Source organism: Empedobacter sp. UBA7620, from assembly GCF_002484185.1.
Classification (GTDB): Bacteria; Bacteroidota; Bacteroidia; order Flavobacteriales; family Weeksellaceae; genus Empedobacter; species Empedobacter falsenii_C.
The window spans coordinates 96,643-110,470 of record NZ_DLJI01000031.1 but is presented as its reverse complement, the minus strand read 5'-3'; the positions used below and the strand labels follow the sequence as shown (position 1 = coordinate 110,470).

General features: G+C 30.7%; 17 protein-coding genes and 1 pseudogene. All 18 read right to left on the bottom strand.

Features of this window, described 5'->3' with window-relative positions; genetic code table 11:
• Nucleotides 1–35 precede the first annotated feature (35 nt).
• The 18 genes and pseudogenes from B2217_RS07015 to B2217_RS06930 all read right to left on the bottom strand — a co-directional run bounded on the left by B2217_RS07015 (nt 36) and on the right by B2217_RS06930 (nt 13,827).
• Nucleotides 36–659: a DUF3261 domain-containing protein gene (locus tag B2217_RS07015; protein WP_180904810.1), complete on the bottom strand. Its 624-nt coding sequence runs from the start codon at nt 657–659 to the stop codon at nt 36–38.
• The gene (locus tag B2217_RS07010; protein WP_394368123.1) at nt 637–1,263 is read right to left on the bottom strand and encodes a LolA family protein; all 627 of its coding nucleotides are present in this window, start codon (nt 1,261–1,263) and stop codon (nt 637–639) included. Before B2217_RS07010 ends, B2217_RS07015 begins: the two co-directional genes overlap by 23 nt.
• Nucleotides 1,253–2,023, bottom strand: a complete 771-nt coding sequence (locus B2217_RS07005) for a polysaccharide deacetylase family protein (protein WP_180904812.1) — start codon at nt 2,021–2,023, stop codon at nt 1,253–1,255. The genes B2217_RS07010 and B2217_RS07005 overlap by 11 nt, the downstream gene beginning before the upstream one ends.
• The gene (locus B2217_RS07000; RefSeq protein ID WP_180904813.1) at nt 2,020–3,009 is read right to left on the bottom strand and encodes a beta-ketoacyl synthase chain length factor; all 990 of its coding nucleotides are present in this window, start codon (nt 3,007–3,009) and stop codon (nt 2,020–2,022) included. The genes B2217_RS07005 and B2217_RS07000 overlap by 4 nt, the downstream gene beginning before the upstream one ends.
• Complete coding sequence (locus B2217_RS06995) at nt 3,006–4,202, bottom strand: beta-ketoacyl-[acyl-carrier-protein] synthase family protein (protein ID WP_180904814.1); 1,197 nt, start codon at nt 4,200–4,202, stop codon at nt 3,006–3,008. Before B2217_RS06995 ends, B2217_RS07000 begins: the two co-directional genes overlap by 4 nt.
• A complete protein-coding gene (locus tag B2217_RS06990; RefSeq protein WP_180904815.1) occupies nt 4,202–4,459 on the bottom strand; it encodes a phosphopantetheine-binding protein in 258 nt (85 codons plus the stop codon). Before B2217_RS06990 ends, B2217_RS06995 begins: the two co-directional genes overlap by 1 nt.
• 29 nt (nt 4,460–4,488) lie before the next feature.
• Nucleotides 4,489–5,028, bottom strand: a complete 540-nt coding sequence (locus B2217_RS06985) for a 3-oxoacyl-ACP synthase (protein WP_180904816.1) — start codon at nt 5,026–5,028, stop codon at nt 4,489–4,491.
• Nucleotides 5,021–6,169: a beta-ketoacyl-[acyl-carrier-protein] synthase family protein gene (locus B2217_RS06980; RefSeq protein ID WP_180904817.1), complete on the bottom strand. Its 1,149-nt coding sequence runs from the start codon at nt 6,167–6,169 to the stop codon at nt 5,021–5,023. The genes B2217_RS06985 and B2217_RS06980 overlap by 8 nt, the downstream gene beginning before the upstream one ends.
• On the bottom strand, nt 6,142–6,579 hold the full coding sequence (locus B2217_RS06975) for an acyl-CoA thioesterase (RefSeq protein ID WP_180904818.1): 438 nt from the start codon (nt 6,577–6,579) through the stop codon (nt 6,142–6,144). Before B2217_RS06975 ends, B2217_RS06980 begins: the two co-directional genes overlap by 28 nt.
• A complete protein-coding gene (locus B2217_RS06970) occupies nt 6,554–7,831 on the bottom strand; it encodes an ABC transporter permease (RefSeq protein WP_280045355.1) in 1,278 nt (425 codons plus the stop codon). Before B2217_RS06970 ends, B2217_RS06975 begins: the two co-directional genes overlap by 26 nt.
• 1 nt (nt 7,832) lies before the next feature.
• Nucleotides 7,833–8,558 (bottom strand): ABC transporter ATP-binding protein, encoded by a 726-nt coding sequence (locus tag B2217_RS06965; protein WP_180904820.1) that lies wholly within the window; start codon nt 8,556–8,558, stop codon nt 7,833–7,835.
• Between the two features lie 6 nt (nt 8,559–8,564).
• On the bottom strand, nt 8,565–9,566 hold the full coding sequence (locus tag B2217_RS06960) for a BtrH N-terminal domain-containing protein (protein ID WP_180904821.1): 1,002 nt from the start codon (nt 9,564–9,566) through the stop codon (nt 8,565–8,567).
• Complete coding sequence (locus tag B2217_RS06955; RefSeq protein WP_180904822.1) at nt 9,550–9,954, bottom strand: hypothetical protein; 405 nt, start codon at nt 9,952–9,954, stop codon at nt 9,550–9,552. Before B2217_RS06955 ends, B2217_RS06960 begins: the two co-directional genes overlap by 17 nt.
• Nucleotides 9,951–10,406 (bottom strand): ABC transporter permease, encoded by a 456-nt coding sequence (locus B2217_RS06950; RefSeq protein ID WP_180904823.1) that lies wholly within the window; start codon nt 10,404–10,406, stop codon nt 9,951–9,953. The genes B2217_RS06955 and B2217_RS06950 overlap by 4 nt, the downstream gene beginning before the upstream one ends.
• Nucleotides 10,407–10,410: 4 nt before the next feature.
• Nucleotides 10,411–10,851, bottom strand: a complete 441-nt coding sequence (locus B2217_RS06945; protein WP_180904824.1) for a hypothetical protein — start codon at nt 10,849–10,851, stop codon at nt 10,411–10,413.
• 3 nt (nt 10,852–10,854) lie between these two features.
• Nucleotides 10,855–11,994 (bottom strand): annotated as a pseudogene (locus B2217_RS06940) (beta-ketoacyl-ACP synthase III).
• A 1-nt stretch (nt 11,995) separates the two neighbouring features.
• Nucleotides 11,996–12,907 carry a dialkylrecorsinol condensing enzyme DarA gene (locus tag B2217_RS06935; protein WP_180904825.1) on the bottom strand — a complete coding sequence of 304 codons (912 nt, stop codon included), beginning with the start codon at nt 12,905–12,907 and terminating at the stop codon, nt 11,996–11,998.
• Between the two features lie 50 nt (nt 12,908–12,957).
• A complete protein-coding gene (locus tag B2217_RS06930; RefSeq protein WP_291122225.1) occupies nt 12,958–13,827 on the bottom strand; it encodes a lipid A biosynthesis acyltransferase in 870 nt (289 codons plus the stop codon).
• Nucleotide 13,828: the final 1 nt, after the last annotated feature.

The window sequence follows — 13,828 nt, the reverse complement described above, 5'->3', positions numbered from 1 at the left end:
AATATAATCTAAAAAAAGATGATTTGTACGTTAGTTTATTCTTCCTCTAATTGTATATTTACTTTTGTAAGTGTAATACTTAAATTGAAGTGGTTATGTTTAATTGAAATCTGTTCTGGAAAATCTGTTAAATCTGTCGAAAATTGGTTAATTGTTTTTATTTTATTATTCTTTAAATGAACCAATTCTTGAAAATAATTTGATTCATTCTTAGCAAAAATTAAACTCACTTCTTTTGATTTTAAAATCGTTTGATTTGTCGTTTTTATACGCTCATCAACTTGAAAATCATTTTTAAAAATAGCTTGTAAATCATCTGCAAGAGTTTTTACAACCATTTTTTTATTCAAATCTGGCATCGCATAATTCAAGGTATAATCGTGGTCTGTGACTGACAAATCAAATAACGTATTCCCAAAATCAGACGTCATTACCACACGATGCGAGTTATAACCCAATTTTTTCACAACAAAATTACCTTTCATTTCCTTTTTCATGAACGTAATCTTGAAACGGTAACTATATTCTTTATCAATTGAACTAAAATATGGGTTCAAAAACTCCCTTTCATCCTTTTGTTGTTCTTGTATATCAGCAATTTTGTAAGCCGTACCACAAGAAGTTAAAATGAAAAAACTAAGGATTAAAAACAGACGCATTGATTGTTTTATTTAAAGATTTGTTGGTAAATAAAATTTTTGTGTAATCATCCGAAGGTTCAATTAATTTAACTTCTGTAACCGTTGATTGACCAGAATAAAATGTCAACTGAATTTCTTTGATGTACTTTTTTACATCCTTTAATTTTGGTTGCAATTTCGCAATTCGAGATTTATCAGTTTTCGCAAAAGTTATAATGAAATCGTTTGTATCAAACAAATTTCCACTTACACTTCCTACAATTAATTGATTTAATTTTTCAAATTTTTTATTTCCTTGCAAATCTACACTCGATTTTTTTCCTTCATCATTAATATAGATTTTTCCATTGTTAAAAATCACATTATAATCAATCGGTTGAGTATAATTCCAACGCATCGCTTTCGGATTTTGTAAATACAATTTCCCTTTCGAAACAATTGGTTTATCCAAGAAACTCATCACTTTATATTGTGTAAAATCAGCCGTCAACGTCTGTATTTTCTTAGAATCAGTTATAATATCTTTTTTGAAATTTTCAATTTCAACATTACTCATTTTACTTTCTTGCGCAAAAATTGTCAAGTGAAAAAAAGCAAATAAAATGAAGATTTTAGTTTTCATATACATCAATTTTCAAGAGTTCATTTAACGGAACTACTTTATAATTTTCCTTTTGTAAAAATACAAATAATTGCTCTAAAACATTCGCCGTTTTGTCCGAAGTATCATGCATCAAAATAATAGAACCAGGCTTTATTTGACGAGTAATTCGGTTCAATAATTTTTTTTCATCATTGATAACCGTATCCAAAGAACGAATATTCCAACCAATTACATTATGTTGTGTTTTATTTAAAGCCTTTGCTATATGTGGATTCGTTACACCAAAAGGTGGTCTAAAAATTTTAGTTGTAACGTTTATTTTTTCTTTAATAAGTTGATTGGTAGAAACGATTTCTTCAACAATTTTTTCAGCAGAATAAAAACCATTTTTAGAAGAATGATGAAAAGTATGATTTCCTATCAAATGCCCTGACTGATGAGTTTTTTGAAAAATTTCAGGATAATTTTCGATTTGTTTACCAATGCAAAAAAAAGTTGCTTTTGCATTATTTTGTTCTAATATCGATAAAATTCTCGGCGTAAATTCTGTTGGTCCATCATCAAAAGTTAGAGAAATTATTTTTTCAGTATGATTATTCCCTCGATAATAAGCTTTCAAAAAATAGTTGAATCGAATTTCAAAAGCACCAAAAATTGTCAATGTTAACCAAACAAAAAAAGGTATCAATAAATAAAAAAAAGACAAACCTTTTGTAAAACAACCAATTGATAAACAGATTAGTATAATTACAAAAAGGATTGTAGCAACTCTGTTCATATCGATTGAAGCAATACTAAACTTAAATCCTGGCCTTTATGCCCATTCACCAAAAGTACATTTTTATAACTTTCAGCTTTTACATCATTCATTTTGAATTGATTTGGTAAAATTTGATTTTTCAGCAATTCACATCCTAACACAAATCCGAAAGCAGAAGAAGTTCCAAACTCTCCAATAAATTCTTTGTATTCAAATAACTCTATTTTATTTAAATCATTAATATTCAATAAATTTTCACCAGAAATAATCGTATCAATATCGGTTAAATTCATATGATTCAATTGAATAAATTTTAGAATTTCGGAATACAAATCTTCATATTGATTTAAAATAAAAACATCTAAAACTTTCGCATAAGAGTTTTCATTTCTCTTATTAGATAAAACACAAAAATGTGCGCCTTCACTATATTTAATTCCTTGATTATCTTTTGATTCTATTTCACCAATTAATTGTAACAATTGATACGTTCGTTCTCCAATTTCATCAATTCCACCAACCAAAACGTTATTTGCTTCTTGATTTTCTACTTGTAAAAAACCATCTAAAAGCGCATTTTCAAAGGAATTAAAACCATTTGTATACGTAAAATTGTATGCATTACAACCAAGATGCAGAGCAATTTGAGAGCCAACCGTATTATGCGTAGATTGAATAAAAGCCGTTGGAGTTAAAAACTCTTCTTTATTTTGAATAATATTTGTCAAAAACTTTTCAGAATCTACCAAACAACCTAAAGCCGTTCCTGTAATTATTGCCTCTGGTTGTTCAATTCCTGCATCATTCAAAGCTTTTAGAGAAGAATAAATTCCTATTTTTACTCCAGAAGCCATTCTACGGCTCATCGCTGGCGAAATCATATCTTTAAGAGAAGGTGATTTTGCCTTTGTAATGGAAGTTTCTAAAGGAAGAAAATCATTCGTAATTTCATCTATAAATTGCGAATTTACAAAACCTAATCCGTTTACAAATACTTCTTTCATGATTTAGAAAAAATTAAAGTTGAACAATTTCCTCCAAAACCAAACGAATTTGATAACACATATTTAATATTTTTCTTTACCAGTTTTGTGGTAGGAAAGATATTCAACTCTTCAATCGGAGATTGAAAATTAAGATTTGGATAAACAAGATTATGTTGAAGACTCAACAAGCTAAAAACTGCTTCTACACTCGCAGCAGCAGCCAATGTATGACCTGTGAATGGTTTTGTAGAACTGAAATTTGGTACATTTTCTCCGAAAATTCTCTTCAAAGCTCGTCCTTCTGTTAAATCATTATTGTTTGTTGCAGTTCCATGAACATTGATATAATCGATTTCAGTTGGTTGAATAATTGCTGATTCAAATGCTTTTCTCATCGCCAAATACGCTCCTTCTCCATTTTCAGAAGAAGCTGTTTGATGAAATGCATCATTCGAATTTCCTGCACCAATCAAATAACCAAGGACTTTTTTATTTGATTTTCGAACAAATTCTTCTGATTCTAAAACCAAATAAGCAGCTGCTTCACCAAGATTCAAACCTTTTCTATTTTCATCAAAAGGTTGATTAAATTCATCACTCAGAATCATCAAACTTTTGAATCCATTCATGGTAAACTTTGACAATGCATCCGTTCCGCCAACAATCACTCGATCCAATTTACCTGAATTAATCAAGCGCGCGCCATACATAATCGCATTCGCAGCCGAAGAACAAGCAGTACTAATTGTCGAAACAAAGCCTTTCAAACCGATTTCATTTGAAATTTGATTGGAAGAAGCGCCAGCATCATGACTCGAAATGTACTTTTGTTTTTCAAGCAAATTTTCATAATCCAAAAAGTAATTTTCTGTCCTATCCATTCCTCCCACACTTGTCGAAGAAATCAATCCAGTTCTGACTTCATTTACGTTTTCGATTCCTGCATTTTGCAGAGCTTCTTTCACAGCAATTAGTCCTAACATCACTGTTCGAGAGAAATTATTCTCTGGAGATAAATTTAAAAAAGTTGCTAATTCATCGTTCGATAATTTAATTTCTCCTACAAAAATTTCATTTTTATGAATAGAATCAAAATTTTCGAGGCGTGATAAGCCATGCTTTTGATGAATTAATGAATCGAAATTCTCTTCGACATTTTTACCAATTGCCGAAATAATTCCCATTCCTGTTATTGCAACTTTTTTATGCATTATTTTGTTCTATTTTTCTCAATATAATCTGCCATTACTCCTACCGATTGAAAGATCGTTTTTCCTTCTTTTGGATCTGTAATTTTGATTCCATATTCTTTATCCAATAAAACAATCAACTCCAAAGCATCGATTGAATCTAATCCCAAACCATCTCCAAATAAAGGATCATCATTTTTGATATCCTCTACTGATACATCTTCAAGATTTAAAATTTCAATGATTTTAACTTTCAAATCGTTAATTAAATTTTCCATAGTATTTTTATTGTTAACTAATATTGTTTTTAATCTATTAAGTACATTTTCGCTTCGTAATCACCTTGTAAATAATCTATCCAAGCCAAAACAACTTTCTTTGCTTTATTTTTTTGAATTAAATAATTCGCATACTTTTTTAATTGTTCTTCATTAAAATTTTCCGAAATAAAAAAAGCATTTTCGGTTTTCAATCGATGACGAATACTCACCTCACCCAAACAAATATTTGCTAATGTGTAAACAAAAACTGCTGGACTCGGAAAAATTTCATCCGTAGATTGAATACTTTGTTGATCTTTCAAATCTGATTCTAAACTCGAATTTCGATTTGCAAAAACCAATGCAATATCTTGATTTTCGTTCAATGTATTTTCATCTTTCAATAAAATTTCGGCAGCTAAAAAAGCTAATTCACTCTGATGATCCATTTTATAAAATTTTGGATAATCAATCTCGAAAGATTTGAAGAAATTTTTCGAAAATATACCAAAATCTCCTGAAGAATCTTCAAAATAAAGTTCATCATTCAACCAAACTTGTTCGTTTTTAATCTCAACTTTAGTCATTCTGAACTTTTTTTAGAATAATTACAGCATTACTTCCTCCAAAACCAGATGAAGTTTTCAAAATAATATTGACTTCTTTTTGAAGATTTTCTTTCAAAACATTTAATGGAACTGAAACTCCTAATTCATTGAAATTATGACTTTTCAAAATCAAATTTTCTTGTGATTGCTTCATCGAAATAATCAATTCTAACAATCCAGAAGCGCCTAATGTATGTCCATAAAAAGCTTTAAAACTATTTGTCGGAATCGATTCCATTTGTAAACGATTAAAAGCAATTGCTTCCATTTCATCATTATACAAAGTGGCCGTTCCATGAGCCGAAATATAATCTATTTCATTTGATAAAATATTCGCTTCCTTCATCGCCGACTCTATACTCAACACCAAGCCTTCACCCGTTCGAGATGGTCCAGAAATATGATTTGCATCGTTAATTGAAGCTTCACCCAAAATCTGAAAACTATTCTTTTCTTGATTTTTAGAAAGATAAACACAAACGGCAGCTTCACCTAAATTCACACCTACTCTATCTTTGTCAAATGGTTTACACAACTCAAAATCCATTGCTTGAAATGAATTGAAACCTGTCAAAACAAAATTTGTCAACTCATCCAAAGCCAAAACATATGCATCATCAAACTCATCCATTTCGATGAAACGCTTTGCTATATTAACCGCTAAAACTCCCGAAACACAAGCATTTGAAACAATAATTGGTTCAGTTTTAAATCCAAAATAGTTTGCAATCTTCTTTGCAAAATTTGGAATTGAAGCTTTTTCTAACGAATCAAAAAGTTGATCAATATTACCTTTTGTTGTTGAAATTACAAAAGCAGTTCGTTGTGAAATTTTGGATTTATCAATAATAGATTGAAGAGCTAAAATCCCAAATAATTCTAATCGAGTATAAATCTGATTATCTTCAACTTGCTCTTTTAAATTTAAGAAAATTTCATCATCAATTTTTCCAGCATAAAAATTTTTTAAATGTCCAAAAGAATCAATTTCAGAAACAGCAGAATTTCCTTTCACTAATTCATTCCAATTCGCTTGAATAGAATTTCCGAAAGGCGTTAAAATATTCGCACGATTAATGTAAACTTTTTCCATTACAACAATCCTACTTTTTTCTTCCATTCTTCAAAAAATGGTGGTAATGTTAACATTAAATCTCCTTCGTTGTCTAAAAAAACTTGAATTGTTTCTCCAATACAAACTAACTTTTCATCTTGATTGAAAATCTTGAATTTAAAAATCATTTTTGCTGCCAAAGTATCTTCAAAAGTCGTTTCTATTCTACATATATCACCATATTTCAACGGAAATTTGTGTTCACAAATCGACTTAATAATTGGTGTTACAAATCCACTTTTCTGAATATCCAAATAACTAATCCCAAAATGACGCCCAAAAGCTTCCCTTCCATCTTCAAAATACGTAATATAATTCCCATGCCACACGATTCCCAACGGATCGGTTTCATTAAATCGTACTGCGAAATTGGAATTATGTACTAATGTTTTAATCTTCTCTTCTGAACTTATCATAATATATAGCGGCAAACAAGGTAATAATATAGAACAAAGTTAACAAAATAATATTCGGAACTATCTGAAGAAAAGATTGATTTCTCAGGATTAAACTATAATAGCCATCAAGTGCCCAATTCATCGGTGATATTTTCGCGAAATGTTGCATAAAATCTGACATCGCAAAAACTGGAATCCAAACACCGCCTATTGCAGCTAAAATAACCACCAAAGTCGCTCCAAAAGGTGCAGATTGTTCTTGAGTTTTCGCAATTGTACCAATTAAAAGTCCTAATCCAATTGCTGCTAAAGAAGCGAATACAGTTAATCCGTAAATCGAAAATAATATGCCATCCGTTTTGAAACCTGGTAAATCAATTAATGGAAAAACTAATTTAGCGACACATAAAATCATGGTAAATTGTAGTAAACTTATGATTAAATACGTAATCGTTTTACCTATAATTTGCACAGAATAAGGCATTGGACTTGTTAATAATCGAATGTGTGTTCCTAAACTTTTCTCTTTTACAATATTGATTGACAGCGGAACTACGATAAAAAATATCGCAAATAATGTCCATGCTGGCACATTATGTTGTGTAACATTTGGTTTCAAAACTGATTTAGAATCTTCAGGAACAATCTCTTGAAAATGAATAAACTTCTCATTTTGAAAGCCTAAATCATCAGATCCCATTTCTTGTTGAAATGCTTTGTAAATACTTTTATTCTCGGTATCTGTAATTAATTTATCCAAAACATTCGACACATTTTCTTTGAAAGCCAGCGAAGTCGCGGGATCAAAGTATAATTTAATCGTCTTTGGATTAACTTGTTGATTATATTTCACTTGCGTGCTATCAAAAGCAAATTCGTTCAGAATTTTCTCAACATTTTGATTGATTTTATAATTCAAATCTTTTGACAATCGCGCTGGTATTACAATTCCTACTTGGTATTTACCTTTAAAAACTTCAGTTTTTAGTTCATCTTCCGTTAATTTTTTTCCATTTAATTCAGTTACAATTTTTAAATTTCCTGAATTTGAAATATGTTTTTTTACAAGTGCGGAAATACTATCTTGATCATGATCAATAAATAGCACCGGAATACTCGCTTCTGCAAAAGAATCGTAAGTACTTTTCTGAATTTTAGTCACCGTAATAACCAAAATCAAAGGCATAATAAAAAGAATCACCAATCCGCCAATATCGCGAATGAGTAACAAAATTTCTTTCTTAATACATGCTAAAAGTTGGCTCAACATATCAAGATAATTTAGTTAAATTAACAAAAGCTTCCTCCAAATTATACGCATTTACTTGCTTGATTAATTCTTTCGGTTCAGCTGTTACAATCGATTTTCCTTGATTCATAATCGTAACTTGCGTACAAAAATCTTCGGCTTCTGCCATGTGATGCGATGTGTAAACGATCGACATTCCTTGCTGATGCAATTCTTGTAAATAATCCAATAACGCAATTTTTGATTGAATATCAACGCCAACAGTTGGTTCATCTAAAAAGAGAATTTCTGGCTGATGAAGAATTCCTGCCAATAAATTAATACGACGCTTCATTCCTCCCGAAAAAGAATCAATTTTTATATCTAAAAACTTATTCATTCCTACTTTTTCAGTCAAAAGATGAATCTTTTCGTGTAATTCTTTTGAAGGAACTTTATAAATTTTCCCAAAAAATTCTAAATTTTCTCTTGCCGTCAAAGTTGGATACAATGCATATTCTTGCGGAACAATTCCAATGATTTTCTGAATCTTTTTTAAATCTGTTTTTTGATTTAAATTCTGAATCACAACATTACCAGAAGTTGGTTTAATCAATCCAGAAAGTATCGACATCAAGGTTGTTTTTCCTGCTCCGTTTGGACCAAGTAAACCGTGAATTTCGTTCTGTTTTATCGTCAAAAAAAAATCTTCTAACGCAAAAACATCAGAATTTTTATATTTTTTATATAGTTTTTCAATTTCAATCATCTGTGGCTAAATTGCTTTTCTTAAACGTTTAAAAAACGATTCTTCCAAATCGGCTAATTCCAATAATTGATCCGAAATCACATCGTAAATATCTTGCGAATTGTTCCGTTTTTTATAAACTCTTGATGCATTCAGAGCAAAATCTCGCCATTTATCTCCTATTTCAGATATTTCTAAGGCAAAATCATTCAAATTTGGTTGATTCAATTTTTGCGAAGCTTCTTGTAAAAAAGCAGCATAAATATATCGAAAACCACCACCTCCTGTTCCAATTTCTTCTTGCATTCGAATCATTTGTGCCAGAAAATAATTTGTCTTTGCGTTCCCAATTTTCTTTGGCATTTTTTTGATTCGTTTCGCAACCATTCTAATTCCACGAACACCAACAATCGGAACTGGCGCTAACATTTCGCGACACGTTTTCTTGATTCCTTTTTTGATTGCTTTCTCAAAATCTATATTTTCTGGAATAAATTCAGGATAATATAAATGTCCTTTTGGTGCTAAAACTCCTTTCGAAAAACGAACTTTTTCTAACTCATTTTCAGTCAATTTTGTCGTTTCTTGCATCACAGGATCACTGATTAAATACGTTTGATCTTGCTTTCCGAAAACAACTAAATTATGTCCGTTAAAATGAAATTTATATTCTTCAGGAAAGTATGTCAAATTGTAGACACCAACCTGTAAACCGCAAGGTCGATTGGCTAAAAGTTGCTCATCTAAGAAAGTCTGAGCTGATTTTGTAGAGCGAAATTTATGACGTTTAACCTTTATACCAAGATTCTTAGCTGCACGATTAAAAATCATTCCTGGCATTGGACGATAGCTAATCGCAGGCGCATGATTAACTTTTAAGAAAGGTAAAAACACAAAAAAAAGACCAGAACCAATCCCAAAAATCATCGGTTCTGAAATCTCAATTCCTTTATTTTTTAATAAGTTGGAGGCAACTCCATTTTCGCAATGTGCTGATTGAAAATGTTTAAAATCAGTTATGGTTTCCATCAAAGTTTTTTAATTCATCAACCGAAATTTCAAAAGCTTCGGCATATTTTTTTAGTGTTGATTCTTTTAATTTTGAGAAAACAGTTGGTTTTGCATGTCTTTTGACAAAAATCTTCCAAATTCCGACATAATTAGACAAAATTTCCCAATCCATGCGTTTCAATTCCATGAAATATAAAATTGGACTTGCTTTTCCATCCATTACTTTTTGTCTTGCTTCCTCTGTGCGTTCATCCAAAATTTTTAAAGTTTCGGATTGAACAATATTTTTTGCTTCCCAACCCGCACTCAATGTTTGAGAAAACTCTCCCTGTTCATCAATTGCGTAATAAACTTCGTTGAAATCCTTGAGATGTCCTTTATCTTGTGGTACTTCTGATTGTTTCATTTTTTATGGTTTTGAAGCATTAAATTCATTGTAGCTATCGCAATTACTTCGTCATTCAAGATAACTTTTGCTTGCATCAAACTAATTGTAAATTCATCGTAATCAAAAACTTCTAACAACGTTGCTTTTGTTATAATGGTTTGATTAACTTTTGGTAATTGCATAATTTCGGCTTGTTTAATCGTACTAATAAAGCCGATTACATCGCCTTTGTGTACATCAGAAAAATTGATAAAATAGTTTTGTCCGATAATTGTCGAACAAACTTGCGCCATATTTTCCAATAAACCGACTTCAGTAAAATATTCGTTCTGAATAAATAATTGATCCGATTTTATCGTAAATAAAGCTTCAACATAGGTTTTCTCAATCCAAGAAATCGTGTCTACAAAAAGCATTGGTTCACGATGCGGAAGAAATTGTTGAATATCAATTTGCTGATTTACTTTCATAAAATTATGTTTCTGCAATCACTGTTTTCATCTCTCCTTTTGCAATTACTTCTCCTTCTATCTTTGTTTCAATCGAAACCAAAGTCACTCCCATTACTTCGTGCAAAATAGTTGCTGTTGTTGTTAAATTTTCATTCACTTTTGGCAAACGATTAATCTCTATTGATTTCATCGAGCCAATATATCCAGTTGGAGCCGATTCATTTCGAATATAAAATTGATAACCTGTATACAAAGCAACTGTTTGTGCCATGTGTTCTAAAATTCCAGATTCTATCAATTGATTATTTTTGACAAAAATCGAATCGTTTTTGACCGTTAAGCCTCCAACAACTTTTCCCTCTTCATATTCAAAAATAGCATCTACCATTATAATTGGTTCGCGTTGTGGAATCAATTGTTTGATAAATTCTATCGTATGATTGGGTAATTGTATTTTATTCATTTTTTAAACGACTGTTAAATAAGCGTACGAATACGAAAAACGACCACTTTCTGGTACGCAAAGCATAATACGATCTCCTTTTTTAAGGTTTCCGTCTTGAAAAAGTTCGTCAAGCATCAAAAAAACAGACGCTGAACCCACATTTCCAACTTTGCTTAAATTCATAAACCATTTCTCTAACGGAATATGAATGTCTTTCTTACAAAATTCGTCATATAAACCTTGAACAAAATAATTTGACGACACATGCGGCAATAAATAATCAATTTCATTTGAAGATAATTGATGTTTATCCATTGCAGCTTTCATGCTTTCTACACCTTTTATCAAAATATTATCATTCAGAATTTTGACATCTTGTTTCAATGAAAAAACGGATTCTTTCAACCATTCTTTCGAAGAGAAATCGCTCCAAGGTTTCATTTCTCCATTTGGTAATTTATCACCTCCGGCATACATACACGTTTCCAATTTGTGCGCGTAAGAATAAGATTCCATCCATTCAATTTTAAGCGAAATAGAATCTTCGTTTGGTTGATTTTGCAATAAAAAAGCTGCGGCACCATCCGATAACATCCAACGTAAAAAATCTTTTTTAAATGCTATAATTGGTTGTTCTTCTAATTCTTTCAAATTCTCAAGTTCATGCTCAAATTTTTCAGCTTTCATCTATGTAGAAACTCGCTCAGAACCTGAACAAATTGCATTTTTAGAATTACCCGACTTTACTGAAAGATAGCCAAATTTCAGCGCATTCATTCCCGAATTACAAACTCCCGAAGAAGAATTTAACTCTATCGAAACATTATTTTGCAATAAACCATGCACCATCGCTGCATGAGAAGGCAACAACAAATCTGGCGTTGAAGTCCCACACGACAACACTTCTACCTCATTTTTTGTAAACTGTGCATCAAATAAATTTGTTATTGCATTACTCGTCAATTCGGCATTAGAATGTGTGACATTTCCAGTTTTATCGAGAGCGTAATAACGCGTTTTGATTCCATTATTTCTTAAAACGATTCTACGAGCTTTTGAAGGAATTTGATTAATTTTTCCTAAAAAATCTTCCATTTCATCATTTGAAATTGGTTGATTTGGCAAAAACTTCGACGTTTTCGTTATATATACATTTTGCATATTATTCTATTCCTTGAAAATATTTTACCTGTTTTTTGTATTTAAAATAGTTGAACGGATAAAATATAATATATAACAAATTTACTAGTGGAGATATTATCCAAATAGCTAAAATTAAATAATAATAAAAGAATTTCAAATACTTTTCTCGCTGTATACCTTGTTTAGAATCAATAATTTTAGACCAGACTTTAAACATTCGATTTCCTTTTGTATCCACAGAAACTAAAAAAGGTTTTACCTCAACGGCTCCAGATTGAATTAAGTTTTCTTGTAGATTAGAGTAATTATTATTTTGGATTGAATTTAGAATAATTTTACCAAATCTTCTACTTTCCTGAATAGTTTTTTCACTAATTCCTGGCAAAGGCAATAAATTGAACATTCGTTTTTTAACGCCCGAAAACATCCAATTTACAATTGTCATGGCGCTTACTAAATTTGGCGTATGATCGACCAATGCAATATTTCCAACTAATTTTGCTTGGCGTTCTTTCAAGATTGTTTTGATTTTTTCCTGTGCCAAGAACCACATATTTCGCGAACCACTAATTGTAATTATTTTAGAATTTTCTAAAATTTGTTGTGTTTGTTTATCCCTTAAAAACGAATTTATTGGAATAGATGGCGATAAAAACCAAACTTGATAATACAGTAAAATCAAATCATATTTCTGATTCAAGATTTCTGTCGGAATTGGTTTAATGTTCTTATCTTTTTGAAGAAAACTATCTGGAAAAGCATTAAAAAAAGAATAAAAATCCCACGGAAAAGGAAACTCCTCTTCCATTTCTATTTTGTATTTCGTTAAATTAATATCTTGGTTTTGAACTAAATCATATGTTGTTTGATCGACAATTTCTTTTAACTGTCCTGACTGCGAGTAATAAACAACTAATACTTTGCATTTCATGTAAAGGTTTAGGTTTTTTAGTGGTTTGAAAATTCATATTCTGCTCTAATTTACTTCCAAAAATCGAAATAATTAAACCATTGGTAAGGATATTTTTTTACAATAGTTTCAAGATTGACGCAAAACTCTTTCAAAAGTGCATTTGCATCACGATGTTTGAAATTTGCTTGACGCGCATATAAATGATAATGTAGATTTTTTTCCTTCATAACATACACAAAAGCGACAGGCACTTTCAAGCGAGAAGCAATAGAAAATGGTCCTGCAGGAAAATTTGCTTCTTTTCCAAGAAGAACTTCTGACATCGTTTTATTTCCTTCAAAATAACGATCTCCCGTAAAACAAATTAATTCGTTTCGACTAAGCGCATTATTAATTTCGAAAATATGTGATAAATCTTCTTGAATCAAGATAAACTTTACCGAAGGTTTCTTCGAAATACTTTCTAAATATTCTTTGATAACATTTCGTTCTAAATCTGTTGTAACCAAATTAATTTGACAATCAAAGTCAATATCTGCAAAAAAATGTTCAGCAACTTCGAAATTACCAACATGTGCACTTATTAAGATTCCGCCTTGTTTTTGATTCAATAGATTTCTTAATAATTCTATTCCATCAAATTCGTACGAATATTTGTTACGTAAACCTGCATTAATCGCTGTTTTATCAATCAAGGCTTGTCCAAAAGTATAGTAACTTTTGTAAACACTTAAAATTGATTTGAAAACCGAAAAATTTAATCGATAACGAAAGTATTCGTAAATAGATTTGTTACTGCTATAAGCCGTTATAAAATAATAAAAAGCTACAAAAATTAAGACTGAGTAAGCAGCCTTAATTCCGAGCTTTTTCATAACGTTGACAAATATTTTGTATCCCAGGACCGTTCCTTTAGAACGACCATCCCATTGTTTCATA

Bases quoted from the DNA above. Each gene is read 5' to 3' on its own strand.
- B2217_RS06970 (WP_280045355.1), bottom strand. From the start codon at position 7,831: ATGTTGAGCCAACTTTTAGCATGTATTAAGAAAGAAATTTTGTTACTC.
- B2217_RS06995 (WP_180904814.1), bottom strand. From the start codon at position 4,202: ATGCATAAAAAAGTTGCAATAACAGGAATGGGAATTATTTCGGCAATT.
- B2217_RS06965 (WP_180904820.1), bottom strand. From the start codon at position 8,558: ATGATTGAAATTGAAAAACTATATAAAAAATATAAAAATTCTGATGTT.
- B2217_RS06980 (WP_180904817.1), bottom strand. From the start codon at position 6,169: ATGGAAGAAAAAAGTAGGATTGTTGTAATGGAAAAAGTTTACATTAAT.
- B2217_RS07010 (WP_394368123.1), bottom strand. From the start codon at position 1,263: ATGAAAACTAAAATCTTCATTTTATTTGCTTTTTTTCACTTGACAATT.
- B2217_RS06985 (WP_180904816.1), bottom strand. From the start codon at position 5,028: ATGACTAAAGTTGAGATTAAAAACGAACAAGTTTGGTTGAATGATGAA.
- B2217_RS06990 (WP_180904815.1), bottom strand. From the start codon at position 4,459: ATGGAAAATTTAATTAACGATTTGAAAGTTAAAATCATTGAAATTTTA.
- B2217_RS06950 (WP_180904823.1), bottom strand. From the start codon at position 10,406: ATGAAAGTAAATCAGCAAATTGATATTCAACAATTTCTTCCGCATCGT.
- B2217_RS07005 (WP_180904812.1), bottom strand. From the start codon at position 2,023: ATGAACAGAGTTGCTACAATCCTTTTTGTAATTATACTAATCTGTTTA.
- B2217_RS06945 (WP_180904824.1), bottom strand. From the start codon at position 10,851: ATGAATAAAATACAATTACCCAATCATACGATAGAATTTATCAAACAA.
- B2217_RS07015 (WP_180904810.1), bottom strand. From the start codon at position 659: ATGCGTCTGTTTTTAATCCTTAGTTTTTTCATTTTAACTTCTTGTGGT.
- B2217_RS06955 (WP_180904822.1), bottom strand. From the start codon at position 9,954: ATGAAACAATCAGAAGTACCACAAGATAAAGGACATCTCAAGGATTTC.
- B2217_RS06930 (WP_291122225.1), bottom strand. From the start codon at position 13,827: ATGAAACAATGGGATGGTCGTTCTAAAGGAACGGTCCTGGGATACAAA.
- B2217_RS06935 (WP_180904825.1), bottom strand. From the start codon at position 12,907: ATGAAATGCAAAGTATTAGTTGTTTATTACTCGCAGTCAGGACAGTTA.
- B2217_RS07000 (WP_180904813.1), bottom strand. From the start codon at position 3,009: ATGAAAGAAGTATTTGTAAACGGATTAGGTTTTGTAAATTCGCAATTT.
- B2217_RS06960 (WP_180904821.1), bottom strand. From the start codon at position 9,566: ATGGAAACCATAACTGATTTTAAACATTTTCAATCAGCACATTGCGAA.
- B2217_RS06975 (WP_180904818.1), bottom strand. From the start codon at position 6,579: ATGATAAGTTCAGAAGAGAAGATTAAAACATTAGTACATAATTCCAAT.